The sequence below is a fragment of the Kitasatospora sp. NPDC056181 genome, assembly GCF_042266225.1.
Lineage (GTDB): Bacteria > Actinomycetota > Actinomycetes > Streptomycetales > Streptomycetaceae > Kitasatospora.
Map to the genome: position 1 here is coordinate 23,406 of NZ_JBHJUK010000096.1, position 12,453 is coordinate 35,858.

Annotated in this window: 10 protein-coding genes; 8 read left to right on the plus strand and 2 right to left on the minus strand. The window is 73.9% G+C overall.

Going from position 1 to position 12,453, the window contains the following annotated elements:
* Window positions 1-88: 88 nt before the first annotated feature.
* The gene (locus ACFC1F_RS29490) at window positions 89-1,531 is read right to left on the minus strand and encodes an APC family permease (RefSeq protein ID WP_376162825.1); all 1,443 of its coding nucleotides are present in this window, start codon (window positions 1,529-1,531) and stop codon (window positions 89-91) included.
* A 348-nt stretch (window positions 1,532-1,879) separates the two neighbouring features.
* Here ACFC1F_RS29490 and ACFC1F_RS29495 point away from each other — a divergent pair, with 348 nt between their 5' ends.
* From ACFC1F_RS29495 to ACFC1F_RS29520, 6 genes are all read left to right on the plus strand, one after another.
* Entirely contained in the window at window positions 1,880-3,274 is a 1,395-nt protein-coding gene (locus ACFC1F_RS29495) for an NAD(P)/FAD-dependent oxidoreductase (protein ID WP_376162809.1), read from the plus strand.
* Between the two features lie 197 nt (window positions 3,275-3,471).
* Complete coding sequence (locus ACFC1F_RS29500; RefSeq protein WP_209410433.1) at window positions 3,472-4,077, plus strand: disulfide bond formation protein DsbA; 606 nt, start codon at window positions 3,472-3,474, stop codon at window positions 4,075-4,077.
* A gap of 321 nt (window positions 4,078-4,398) precedes the next feature.
* Window positions 4,399-4,773, plus strand: coding sequence for a helix-turn-helix transcriptional regulator (locus ACFC1F_RS29505; RefSeq protein ID WP_148646491.1), 375 nt, complete (start codon window positions 4,399-4,401; stop codon window positions 4,771-4,773).
* A 275-nt stretch (window positions 4,774-5,048) separates the two neighbouring features.
* On the plus strand, window positions 5,049-6,341 hold the full coding sequence (locus ACFC1F_RS29510) for an MFS transporter (RefSeq protein WP_376162812.1): 1,293 nt from the start codon (window positions 5,049-5,051) through the stop codon (window positions 6,339-6,341).
* A gap of 132 nt (window positions 6,342-6,473) precedes the next feature.
* A complete protein-coding gene (locus tag ACFC1F_RS29515) occupies window positions 6,474-7,403 on the plus strand; it encodes an SDR family NAD(P)-dependent oxidoreductase (RefSeq protein ID WP_376162814.1) in 930 nt (309 codons plus the stop codon).
* Between the two features lie 139 nt (window positions 7,404-7,542).
* A complete protein-coding gene (locus ACFC1F_RS29520; RefSeq protein ID WP_376162816.1) occupies window positions 7,543-8,403 on the plus strand; it encodes a helix-turn-helix transcriptional regulator in 861 nt (286 codons plus the stop codon).
* Here ACFC1F_RS29520 and ACFC1F_RS29525 read toward each other — a convergent pair.
* A complete protein-coding gene (locus tag ACFC1F_RS29525; RefSeq protein WP_376162818.1) occupies window positions 8,325-9,218 on the minus strand; it encodes a TetR/AcrR family transcriptional regulator in 894 nt (297 codons plus the stop codon). The two genes, ACFC1F_RS29520 and ACFC1F_RS29525, sit on opposite strands and share 79 nt — an antisense overlap.
* Before the next feature lie 224 nt (window positions 9,219-9,442).
* Between ACFC1F_RS29525 and ACFC1F_RS29530 the strand changes: the two genes are divergently transcribed.
* Window positions 9,443-9,814, plus strand: a complete 372-nt coding sequence (locus tag ACFC1F_RS29530; RefSeq protein ID WP_209410438.1) for a peptidase inhibitor family I36 protein — start codon at window positions 9,443-9,445, stop codon at window positions 9,812-9,814.
* Window positions 9,815-10,326: 512 nt separating this feature from the next.
* Window positions 10,327-12,306 (plus strand): ATP-binding cassette domain-containing protein, encoded by a 1,980-nt coding sequence (locus tag ACFC1F_RS29535; protein WP_376162820.1) that lies wholly within the window; start codon window positions 10,327-10,329, stop codon window positions 12,304-12,306.
* Window positions 12,307-12,453 lie beyond the last annotated feature (147 nt).

Here is a 12,453-nt window from a genome sequence, read left to right on the forward strand (position 1 = left end):
GTGGGGGACGTAGGGGCCCCGAGGAGTGCGGGGGACGTAGGGGCCCCGAGGGGCGCGGGGGGCGCGGGGGTGCGAGGGGCGGGGGGCGTCAGACCGTCGGGGTCGCGGTGTCGGCCGCGGCCGGCCGGTCGAAGTACGCCGAGCGGCGCCGCCACCGGGCCCAGGCCGCCGCCACCAGGCCGGAGGCGATCATCAGGACGGGCACCAGCAACTCGAACCAGCCGTTGTCGGCGGCGAGCTCGAAGTGGTCGGCGGAGTCGTAGAAGGTCCAGGCGAGGTAACCGCCGACGAAGAGCAGCGCGGCCGCGCCGAGCAGCGGCCCGACCACCGCGCGCAGGCCCTCCAGCGGCGCGGTGCGCAGCAGGTGGCGGAACCGCACGGCCGCGGCGACGGCGGTGAGCGCGTAGTAGAGGGCGACCACGATGCCGATCGCGTTGACGGCGGCGGAGATGAGGTCGCCGACGGTGGGGATGGCGATCGAGAGCAGGGAGAGCACGCAGGCGATGCCGGTGATCAGCAGGGTGCCGACCGCCGGGGTGGTGTGCTTGGGGTGCAGCTTCGTCCAGACCGGGCCGAGCACGCCGTCGCGTCCCATGGCGAACAGGCCGCGGGCGGTGGGGATGACGGCCGCCTGCAGTGACGCGACGGCGGAGAAGGTCAGGGCGATCAGCGGCAGCGCGGCGAGCGGCTGGTGGGCCAGCTTGGTGCCGAAGTAGGCCAGTCCCTGCGCGCCGTTGTCGGCCAGCTCGTCCAGTGGCAGGACCCGCTGGAAGGCGGTGCCGGCGAGCAGGAAGAGCAGCATCATCACGACCAGGGCGAGGATGCCCGCGCGGGAGGCGTCCCTCGGGTCGCGGACCTCCTCGCCGACGCTGAACACCGACTCGAAGCCCCAGTAGCAGAACACCGCGAGCACCATGCCCTGGGCGAGCGCGCTGAGCGAGGGGATGTCGAAGGGGTTGAACCACTGCAGCGAGAACGGCTGGTCCCCGGCGAACAGGCCGTAGCCGCAGAACGCGAGCAGCACGCCGTACTCGAAGACCAGCAGGTACTTCTGCAGGCGGGCGGCGAGGTCGAGGCCGCGGACGGCGACCAGCGAGGCGGCGATCAGTACGACCAGTCCCAGCAGGGTGCACTGGAGGGTGGAGTCCGGGTCCAGGCGCAGGCCGAGGACGGAGTGGACGGTGGCCTGGCCGAGCAGCTGGATGATCGCGGAGCCGGTCACCGTCGTGGTGTACGCCATGAAGACGACGGTGCCGACCGTGTTGACCCAGCCGGTGAGGAAGCCGAGCCAGGGGTTGAGCGTGCGGCCGACCCAGCGGTAGCTGCTGCCGGCGTCGGGGTCGACCTGGTTGAGCCGGCCGTAGCCGCCGGCGATGGCGAGCACGGGCAGGAAGGCGAGCAGCATGATCGCCGGGAGGTGGAGTCCGACGATGCCGGCCGTCAGCCCGAGGCCGATGCCGATGCTGCTGGTGGCCGCCGTACTGGAGGCGGCGATCGCCGCCCCGTCGAGCAGACCGAGGGACTTGCGCATGGAGACGGGGGAGTCGGTGGAGTGGACTCTCGGACCGGAACCCGTGTCCTGGACGGTTTCTGCCAAGGGAACACCGCCTTGCGTGTGGGGGGATGGAGTGGCGGCCGAACGGCCGGTGGCTGGCCATGAAACCGCCGCTCCCGCTGCACGTCAATGCTGTTGTCATAAGCCTGGGACGTGGCGGGACGGGCGGTCCCGGACGTGGCCGGGCGGGCGGTCCCGCAGTCGCGCGACAGCCGAACGGCCGGAGGCCCGCACTTATGTCAACACCATTGACGTTGTTGTGCGGGTGACGTTCTCATGGCGGGAGGAGGAGCCCGTCACTCCCGGCACCAGAAGGAGACCCGCATGGATCCCGTCCACGCGCTGCAGGACGCCCGGCCCACCCCGTTCTGGCTGGACGACCCCGGTCGGCCGGAGCCGCGCCCCGCGCTGGTCGGCACCACCCGGTGCGACCTCCTGGTGGTCGGCGGGGGCTACTCCGGCCTGTGGACCGCGCTGATCGCCAAGGAGCGGGACCCTTCGCTGGACGTCGTCCTGGTCGACGGCCACGAGGTCGGCTGGGCCGCCTCCGGGCGCAACGGCGGCTTCTGCGAGTCGAGCCTCACCCACGGCCTGGCCAACGGCCACGAGCGCTGGCCGGGCGAGCTGGCCAGGCTGGAGCGGCTCGGCGAGCAGAACCTCCAGGCGATGGAGGACGCCGTCAAGCGCTACGGCATCGACTGCGACTGGGAGCGGACCGGCGCGCTGACCGTGGCGACCGAACCCCACCAGGTCGACGAACTGCACGGGTTCGCCGAACTGGCCGCCCGCTACGGCACGGAGCTCACACCGCTGGACGCCGCCGCCGTGCGGGCCGAGATCGACTCGCCGACCTTCCTGGGCGGGCTCTGGGACCGCGAGGGCGTGGCGATGGTCAACCCGGCGCGGCTCGCCTGGGGCCTCAAACGGGCCTGTCTGGAGCGGGGCGTGCGGATCCACGAGCACACCCCCGCCGTCGCACTCACCGCCTCGGGCCCCGGCATCGCCGTCCGCACCGGGTACGGCCGGGTGCTCGCGCGCAAGGTCGCGCTCGCCACCAACGCCTTCCCCTCGCTGCTGCGGCGCCACCGCCCCTACACCGTCCCGGTGTACGACTACGCGCTGATGACGGAGCCGCTCACCGCCGATCAGCTCGCCGCCGTCGGCTGGCGGGGCCGCCAGGGCTTCTCGGACAGCGCCAACCAGTTCCACTACGTGCGGCTCTCCGCCGACAACCGGATCCTCTGGGGCGGCTACGACGCGGTCTACCACTACCGGGGCAGGGTCCGGGCCGAGCACGACCGCCGGCCGGAGACCTTCGCCACCCTGGCCCGGCACTTCGCCCGGACCTTTCCGCAGCTGGAGGGGCTGCGCTTCACCCACGCCTGGGGCGGCGCGATCGACACCTGCACCCGGTTCAGCGCCTTCTTCGACCTCGCGCACGGGGGGCGGGTCGCCTACGCGGCCGGCTACACCGGCCTCGGCGTGGGCGCCACCCGCTTCGGCGCGGAGGTGATGCTGGACCTGCTCGCGGGTGAGCGCACCGAGCGGACCGCGCTGGAGATGGTCCGCCGCAAGCCGCTGCCGTTCCCGCCCGAGCCGGTCCGCTGGGCCGGCATCACCGCGACCCGCTGGTCGCTCGCGCAGGCGGACCGCAACGCCGGCCGCCGCAACCTCTGGCTGCGGAGCCTGGACCGGCTCGGCCTCGGCTTCGACAGCTGACCGGGCCACGGCCGCCCCGTGACAAGGCCGGCCGTGACCAGGCCGCCCAGTGACAAGGCCTGCCAGTGACCAGGCCGGCCGTGACCAGGCCGTCCCTGAGGTCCAGGTGCTCAAGCGGCCCGGGCGTTCAAGTGGCCCAGAATTCAGGGACACAACCGGCCCTGTCCATCGGTCCACATCACTCCTAGGCTGGGCACGTGACCAACAAAGTCGACTTCTACTTCGATCCCGTCTGCCCCTTCGCATGGATCACCTCCCGCTGGATCCTGGAGGTCGAGCGCCACCGCGAACTCGACCTCACCTTCCGGGTGATGAGCCTCTCCGTCCTCAACGAGGGCCGCGAGGACCTCCCCGAGCGCTACCGCCGGCTGCTGGACACCGGCTGGGGCCCGGTGCGGGTCTGCATCGCCGCCGCCGAACAGCACGGGGAGCACGTCCTGCGCGACCTCTACACCGCGCTCGGCACCCGCCTGCACGACCAGGACCGGGCCGCCGACGACACCGTCCTGCGCGAGGCCCTGGTCGAGGCCGGGCTCCCCGAGTCGCTGGCCGACGCGGCCCACAGCACGGCGTTCGACGTCGCGCTGCGCAAGAGCCACCACGAGGGCATGGACCCGGTCGGCGAGGAGGTCGGGACACCCACCATCCACGTGGACGGCACCGCGTTCTTCGGGCCGGTGCTCAGCGCGATCCCGCGCGGGCAGGACGCCGTGAACGTCTTCGACGGCGTGCGGCTGCTGGCCGGCTACCCGAAGTTCTTCGAGCTCAAGCGCACCCGCACGGGGTCGCTGGACTTCTCCTGAGCCGGACGAACGAGCCGGACGAACGAGCCGGACGAACACCGCTGCGCGCCAGGAGGGTGAGGCGCCGTCGAGGGACGTCGGGGGAGTGTCGGAGCCGTATCGGGGTGGCGGGCCGGGCTTGCCCGCGCATCGCGCGCCACCTCTGCCCGCACGGCACCGCCCCTCCCGCACCACCGCTCCCGGTGCCGCCCGCCGCCGGTTGCCGGTGTCGTGACCGCGGTCGTGACCGGGGCCGCAGCCGGGAAGGCCAGGGGCGCGGGCCGGTCGGTGGCGTCGCGTGCGGACAGGTGGGCCGCCGCGTGCGCCCTCTACGATGAGCCCATGAGCGGGAGCCTTCAGCTATCAGGTGCGCATCGGTCGCAGCAGCCGGACGCCGACGAGCGGCTGCGGAACGACGAACGGCTGGAGACGGCCGCCGGGATCCTCGTGCTGCTCGCCGACCGCACCCGGCTCGCGCTGATGCAGCGCCTCGGCGAGGGCGAGGCCGACGTGACGACGCTGACCGAGGCCTGCGGCGCGGCCCGGCCCTCGGTCAGCCAGCACCTGAGCAAGCTCCGGCTGGCCGGGTTGGTCACCACCCGCAAGGACGGTCGGCGGGTCGTCTACGCGCTGCGGCACGGGCACCTGCGCCGACTGGTCAACGAGGCGCTGAACGTCGCCGACCACCAGATCAGCGGGCTTCCCCCGCACGACTGAGCGGCGGGGCGGTGGCCGGCGGTGGGGCGGCCGCGCGACGGACGGAAGACGGCGGCCCGGCCGTGGGCGGGGCCTTCTTCCGACCAATAGGTGCACACGTATGCACATGTTGTCCTATGCTGATGTCGTCGCCCCGGTCCTCCGGCGTCCGCTCCGCCGCTGCTCGTGCTGCTGCCGTACGGCGGCCTTTCGTCCTGCGGCTGTCCGTTCGCCGTGCCGGTGCCCTGTCGTCCTGCGCGCCGTCGCCGTGCGCGCCGAGCCCGAGCGGGGTCCCCATGCTGTCCGTGCTGCGCGAGCCCACCTACCGGCACCTGTTCGCCGCCCAGGTCGTCGCCCTCGTGGGTACCGGCCTGGCGACGATCGCCCTCGGCCTGCTCGCCTACGACCTCGCGGGGGCGGACGCCGGCTCCGTGCTCGGCACCGCGCTGGCGATCAAGATGGTCGCCTACGTCGGCATCGCGCCGGTCGTCGGCGCGCTGGCCCACCGGATCCCGCGCCGCCGTCTGATGGTCGCCTCCGACCTGACCCGGGCGACGGTCGCCCTCATGCTGCCGTTCGTCACCACGGTCTGGCAGGTCTACCTGCTGATCTTCCTGCTCCAGGCCGCCTCGGCGGCGTTCACCCCGGCGTTCCAGTCGGTGATCCCCGAAGTCCTGCCCGCCGAGCGCGACTACACCCGCGCACTGTCGCTCTCCCGGCTCGCGTACGATCTGGAGAGCGTCGCCGGTCCGGTGCTCGCCGCGGGACTGCTGGCGCTGGTCGGCTACCACTGGCTGTTCTGGGGCACCACGGCCGGGTTCCTCGCCTCGGCGGCCCTGGTCGTCTCCGTCGTCCTCCCCAAGCCGACGCCCTCCGCCCTCCCCGGCGGCGTCCTGGAGCGCTCGGTCCGCGGAGGGCGCCTCTTCCTGGCCGCGCCCCGGCTGCGCGCGATGCTCGCCCTCGACCTCGCGGTCGCCGCCGGCGGCGCCATGGTGATCGTCAACACCGTGGTCTACGTCCGCGACCAGCTCGGCCGCCCGGCCGGTGACGTCCCCCTCGCACTGGGCGCGTACGGCGCGGGCTCGATGGCCGTCGCGCTGCTGCTGCCCCGTGCGCTGGACCGGGTGACCGACCGCGCGGTGATGCTCCCGGCGGCGTTCGGCACCGCCGGACTCCTCGCCGCGCTCGCCGCACTCACGGTGGCCGGCCCGGACGGCACCGCCGGCTGGCGCTGGCCCGCCCTGCTCGCACTCTGGACCGGCTTCGGCGCCGCGGGTTCGCTGATCCTCACCCCGACCGGACGCGTCCTGCGCGACGCGGTGTGCCCGACCGACCTGCCCGCCGTGTTCGCCGCCCAGTTCTCCCTCTCGCACGGCTGCTGGCTGCTGACCTATCCGCTGGCCGGCTGGCTCGGCGCCACCGCGGGCCTTCCGGCCGCGACGGTCGTCCTGGGCGTACTGGCGCTGGTGGCGGGCACGGTCGCGGCCCGGGTCTGGCCCGCGGGGCCGGCGCCGGAACCCCGGACGACCGTCGACGCGGGCCCGGCGGCCGCCCCCGTCGGCCGGGCCGCCGCCGGCCGGGCCCGGTAGGGGGCCGGGCCCCGCGAGGGAGGTCAAGCCCGGTAGGGAGGTCGGGCCCCGCGCGGCTGGAAGGGTGGCCCTGCCGGACCCCGGTTGCGGCGGGCCTGGTGGGCGGGGGCGGGTGGCCACGAGGGTGGGGGCATGACCTCCACGGACAAGACCCCCACGGACGAGACCCCCGACACCGCCTCCGCGAACGACACCTTCACGAACGACACCTCCGCGGACGGCATCCCCGGCAACACCTCCGCGCGCGCGACCGCCCCGGACGAGGCCTCCGGAGGTCGGAAGAGCCGGTGCCCGGGCGGCTCCCGGGAGTTCGACGGCAAGTTGGTGCTGATCACCGGCGGCAGCCGGGGGATGGGCCTCGCCACGGCGAGGCTGCTGCTGGACGGCGGCGCGAGCGTGGTGATCACCGGACGGGACGAGGCCAAGCTGGCGCGCGCCGCGGCGGAGCTGGACGCGGGTGAGCGCCTCCTCGCGGTCCGCGCCGACGCCGGCGTGCCGGCCGAGCTGAAGCACCTGATGGACGTGACCGGCGAGCGGTTCGGGCGGTTGGACGGCGTGTTCGCCAACGCCGGGGTCGCCGTCTTCCAGCGCGGCGACGAGGTCACCGAGAAGGACTTCGACCACACCGTGGACGTCAACTTCAAGGGCGTCTTCTTCACCGTCCAGTACGCGCTGCCGCTGCTCGACGCGGCGGGTGGCGGGTCCGTCGTCCTCAACGCCTCCTGGACGCTGCACCGGGGCCCTGCCCACGCGTCGGTCTACGCGGCCACCAAGGCCGCCGTGCACAACCTCGCCCGCACGCTCGGCGGCGAGCTGGCCGGTCGGGGCATCAGGGTCAACTCGGTGAGCCCCGGGTTCATCGTCACCGACATCTTCGCGGAGGCCTTCCCGGACCCGGCGGACCACGGCGCCCTCCGGGCCCAGGTGCCGACCGGCCGGCTCGGCACCTCCGAGGACGTCGCCGAGACGGTGGCATTCCTGCTCTCGCCCCGCTCGTCGTACATCACCGCGCAGGACATCGTCGTGGACGGCGGCATGGTGACGGCCGTCCCGGCAGCCTGACGAGGCCCGGCCCCGGGCGGTCCCGTCCCGAGGTCCCGTCCCGGAGTCCCGTCCCGAAGTCGAGCCCGGGGCGCTCCGGCCCGCAGCCTGGTCCTGCCAGGGCCAGGCTGCCGGCCACCGCCGGGGAGACAATCCTCCTGTGAACACCACCATCAGCCTGAGCGAGTTCCTCCGGACCAGGCGCGCCCGGCTCCGGCCCGAGGACGTCGACCTGCCCGACTTCGGTGGCCGCCGTCGGGTCGCCGGGCTGCGACGGGAGGAGCTGGCGCAGCTCGCCGGGGTGAGCGTCGACTACTACACCCGGCTCGAACAGGGCCGGGTCGGCAACCCGTCGGAGGCGGTGCTCGACGCGCTGGCCCGAGGCCTGCGGCTCGACCCCGACGAGGTCCGCCACCTGCACCGGCTGGCCCGCCCCCGCCCCGCCCGCCGCGCCGGCCGGGGCCCGTCCGCGCAGCGGGGTCCGCAGCCGGTCCGGCCGATGCTCACCCGGCTACTGGAGCAACTGACCGATGCACCAGCGATGGTGATGGGCCGTCGGATGGACGTACTGGCCTGGAACCGTGCCGCCGCCGCCCTCTTCGGCGACTTCGAGAGGCTCGTTCCGGCGGAGCGGAACATCGCCCGGATCACCTTCCTCGACCCCGCCTCGCGCGAGCTTTACGTGGACTGGAGCTCCTGCGCGCGGGAGAACGTCGCGTTCCTCCACCTGGAGGCCGGGCGCCGGCCCGACGACCCGAGGCTGGCCGAGCTGATCGGCGAACTCTCCATGCGCAGTGAGGAGTTCCGCCGGTGGTGGGCGGAGCACCCGGTGCAGGACAAGACCTCCGGTCGCAAGCGCTTCTGCCACCCGCTGGTCGGCGGGCTGGACCTGGCCTACGACACCCTGCGCCCGGCCGACGACCCCGACCAGGCGCTGATCACCTACGCGGCCGATCCCGGTACGCCGTCGGACGACGCCCTGCGCATGCTGCTCTCCTGGTCCGCCGCCCCGGTCTCCTGAACGCCGCCGTCGCGACCGGGCGTTGAGGTGTGTCCGGACGTTGACTCGCGGCCGGGCGGTCGTGGTGAGTCCACGCTCTCGGGTGCGCGGCTGACGCCCAGCCGTCCGAGCAGGTCGTCCAGCATGTGGTCGAACAGCGGAAGGCAGTCGTCGAAGGTGGCGGCCAGGTGGCGGTAGACGGCCATGCAGAGCAGCCCGTAGATCTGCCGCCAGCAGGTGATCATCAGCAGTGCGACGCCCGGCGGGTAGTCCGGCCCCAACAGTTCGGCGTACACCCGGAGTTGGCCGAGCAGTGCGGGGTCGATCTCCTCCTCGGCCGGGTACACCAGTCGGCCGTCCTCCCGGAGCCGGGTGAACAGGATGCCGAAGAGGCCGCCGAGTTCGCGGACGAGCACCTGGTCCAGTGACCGTTCGGAGGCGGCCAGCCGGGCGTAGCCGGCGCCCATGATGATGTCGAACTCGGCCGGGTTGGCGACCGCCCAGTCCAGGACGGCACGGGTGGCGGCGTAGAGCTGGGCGCCCACGCCGTCGAACGCGGCCCGCTGGGCCGCGGCGGCGACCTCGGCCACGAAGTCGACGGTGACGTCCTCGTACACCGCCAGCACCAGGCCGCGCTTCCCGTCGAAGTACCGGTAGAGGGCGGGCGGGGAGACACCCACGCCGCGGGCGACGGCGGAGAGGCTGAGCCCCTCCACGCCGTGGGCGGCGGTCAGCCGGCGGGCCTCGGCCCGGGCGGCGCGTTCGAGTTCCGCCCGGAGCCGCTGGCGGCGGGTGGGGGGGCCGGATCCGCTGTCGTCCGGGGTGGTTCCCTGCATTCCTGCCGCCTCTTCGGTCGTGGGCGTCGGCCGCCGCGGGCGGCAGCCGTTCCGGCGTCAACATCGTTTCTGTACGCACTCCTTCGAGTGCATCGGCTTGCGCTGGCGCCATGGTAGGTCGTTAATGGTCTTCACGAAGTGACGATGGTTCACCAAAAGAGCCCGTCCCTCGTCTCGAAGGCCTTCGTCCACCCCACCCGCCCTCTCCCCGGAGGAGTGCGCCCATGCGCCGCTTCCTGACCTCCCTGCTCACCCTCGGCTTCGCCGCCGTGCTGTCCGTCGCCGCCCCGGTGGCCGGCGCCGGCGCCGCCACGACCGGCACCGCCGCCTGCCCGTCGGGCTACCTCTGCGTCTGGGACCAGACCGAGTACCGCGGCAACATGTACAAGTTCAAGGACGCCAACTCCTGGGAGTCCTGGGCGATCAACAACCACGACGCCTCCTGGTACAACCACGGCACCTCGGGCCTGTGCGCCTACGTCTGGCAGTACTCGGACTACTCGGGCACCGTCAAGGTGATCAAGCCGGGCACCTCCTCCCCGAGCGACTCCGCCCACGCGCACCGGGGCAGTGCCAACAGCTGGGGCAACTGCTGACCCCACCGCACCGACCGCACGAACCGGCCGGGCCCGCGCACCTCGCGCAGGCCCGGCCGGGGCGTCCGGCGGCGGAGTGATCCACCGGCCGCACGCCACCAACTCGCCGCCGCCGACACGGAATCGACCTGATCGAGTGAGACCGGCCGGGACACGCCGAGCGCCCCGCCGAGGCGCTGCCAGGATCGGGGACCGCACCGGCACCCCGCCCCCGGAGCAGCGTGCTCCCACCCGCACCGCTGCGATCCCGACACGCCCGTCACCGGCCCGTCCGGCGGTCCGGGCTGCCCGTGCACAGCGCCAACCCCCGTACCAGCACCGGCCACCGGCCGCCGAACCGAGGGAGCAACGTGTCCGAGCCCAACACGCAAGAGCCCGACACGCAAGAGCCCGACACGCAGGAGCCCGACACCAAAGAGCCCGGCCCGAAGCCGCCTGGCCCGAAGTCGCCCGGCACGAAGGAGCCCGGCACCCGGTCCGCCGCGAACGGGCCGGCCCCGAACGGGCCCGCCGTGAACGCACCCGGCCCGGGCCCGGCTCCGGAGCCGGACCACCCGGACCACGCGGAACGCCCGCGAAACCCGGAACGGCCCGAGCAGGACGAACGCGACGAGGAGCTGCGCCTCCGCTTCCCCGGCGACAACCGGGCCAAGGCCGGCGCCTCGATGTCCACCACCGCCATGCTGCGCCGCCTCCCCCACCTGGTCCGCCGCGCCCTCGCCCTCGCCTGGGCCGCCGACCGGACCTCCACCGTGCTGCTGTTGGTCTGCCAGCTGCTGGCAGGCGTCTTCGGCGCCCTCGCCCTCTACGCCACCACCGGCACCCTGGACGCCCTGCTCGTCCCCGGCCCGGTCGCGGACCACCTGCACGCCGCCGCGCCGTCGCTCGTCCTGCTCACCACCGCGACGGGCCTGCGCGCCGTGCTGGGCATCACCGTCGTCGGCCTCTCCGGGCGGGTCTCACCGCGGATCAACCGCGAGGCCGAACTGGCCCTGGTCGCCGCCGGCTGCGCGGCCGAACTGAAGGCGTACGACGAACCCGCCTACAACGAGCAGTGGGAGGCCGCCGACCGGGGCGCCTCCACCACGCCCGACCTGCTTTCCAACGCCCAGGACGTGATCGCCTCCACGGTCTCGCTCGCCGCCGCGGCCGGGGTGCTCGCCACCCTGCACCCCTGGCTGGTGCCCTTCCTGCTGCTCGGTTCCGTCCCGACCGGAGTGGCCGCCGTCCGGACCGCCCGGATCCACTACCTCGCGGCCGTCACCACCGACGAGGACCGCCAGGCCCTGCGGGTCTACCGCTGGTTCCTCGTCGACAAGGCCCGCGCCGACCAGGTCCGTTCGGACCAGGTCACCCCCTTCATGATGGCGAAGTACCGCCGCGCCGAAGCCAAGATCGTGGCGGCCACCGACCGGGCCACCCGGGAGGCGGCCCGGGTCTCCCTGCTCGCCGCGCTCGGCACCGGCGCCGGCAGCGCGCTGATCTGGGGCACCCTGCTCTTCCTGGTCGCCACCGGGCGGATCGACCTGGCCGCGGCCGGCACCGCCACCTTCGCGCTGCGCACCGCCGCCTCCGGTCTGCAGGGCGTGGTCGGCAACGGCGCGCGGCTCTACCGGATGGGCCTCTACCTCGACGACTACTTCACCTTCCTGGACGAGGCCGGCGGCCACCGCGTCCGGCGTGGTGACCACACCCCCGACGCCCCCGCCGTGGTGGAGGTCCTCGGGCTCTCCCACGCCTACCCGGGCGAACAACAGGAACCGGCGCTGCGGGACGTCAGCATGACGCTGCGCCGGGGCGAGGTGGTCGCGGTGATCGGGCAGAACGGCAGCGGCAAGTCCACCCTGCTCAAGCTCCTGGCCGGCCTCTACCTGCCGCAGCGGGGGCAGATCCTCTGGGACGGTGTGCCGGTCGAGCGGCTGGACGCCGAGGGGATGTGGACCAGGGTGGCGCGCGTCCCCCAGGAGTTCGCCCGCTGGCCGCTCGGCGCCGCCGAGAACATCCACCTGGGCCACCTCACCGACGACCTGATGGCCGAGGTGGAACGGGCCGCCCGGCAGACCGGGTTCGACGAGGTGGTGGCGCGGCTGCGCTCCGGTTGGCGCACCCTGCTGGCCCAGGGCTGGTGGGGCGGGGCCGAGTTGTCCGGCGGCGGCTGGCAGCGCGCGGCCGTCGCCCGGGCGCTCTACCGGACCACCCGCAGCCCGGGGCTGCTGATCCTGGACGAGCCGACCTCCGACCTCGACCCGCGCGCCGAGCACCGGATCCTGCACGCGCTGCGCGCACTCGCGCCCGGGCGGATCACCCTCCTGGTGACCCACAACATCGCCAACGCGGCGGTGGCGGACCGGGTGATCGTGATGGACGCGGGCCGGATCGTCCAGACCGGCACCTGGCACGAGCTGGCCGCCCTGGAGGATGGGCTCTTCCGGGAGCTGCTGGACCTCCAGCGCGACCGTTCGATCCCCGGCCAGCGCACCGCGGCGCCGTAGCCGGCGGCACCGAGGTCGCCAGTGCCGTCACCGGCGGCACCGGCGACGGGCGAACCCCCGCATGACGCCGCGCCCCCGCATGACGGCGCGCCCCCGCATGACGCCGTGCCCCCGCATGACGCCGCGCCCGCCCGGACGGGGTCCGGG

Excerpts from the sequence above, each read along its gene's own strand:
- ACFC1F_RS29515 (WP_376162814.1), top strand. The coding sequence starts at position 6,474 with ATGACCTCCACGGACAAGACCCCCACGGACGAGACCCCCGACACCGCC.
- ACFC1F_RS29510 (WP_376162812.1), top strand. The coding sequence starts at position 5,049 with ATGCTGTCCGTGCTGCGCGAGCCCACCTACCGGCACCTGTTCGCCGCC.
- ACFC1F_RS29530 (WP_209410438.1), top strand. The coding sequence starts at position 9,443 with ATGCGCCGCTTCCTGACCTCCCTGCTCACCCTCGGCTTCGCCGCCGTG.
- ACFC1F_RS29495 (WP_376162809.1), top strand. The coding sequence starts at position 1,880 with ATGGATCCCGTCCACGCGCTGCAGGACGCCCGGCCCACCCCGTTCTGG.
- ACFC1F_RS29505 (WP_148646491.1), top strand. The coding sequence starts at position 4,399 with ATGAGCGGGAGCCTTCAGCTATCAGGTGCGCATCGGTCGCAGCAGCCG.
- ACFC1F_RS29525 (WP_376162818.1), bottom strand. The coding sequence starts at position 9,218 with ATGCAGGGAACCACCCCGGACGACAGCGGATCCGGCCCCCCCACCCGC.
- ACFC1F_RS29490 (WP_376162825.1), bottom strand. The coding sequence starts at position 1,531 with ATGCGCAAGTCCCTCGGTCTGCTCGACGGGGCGGCGATCGCCGCCTCC.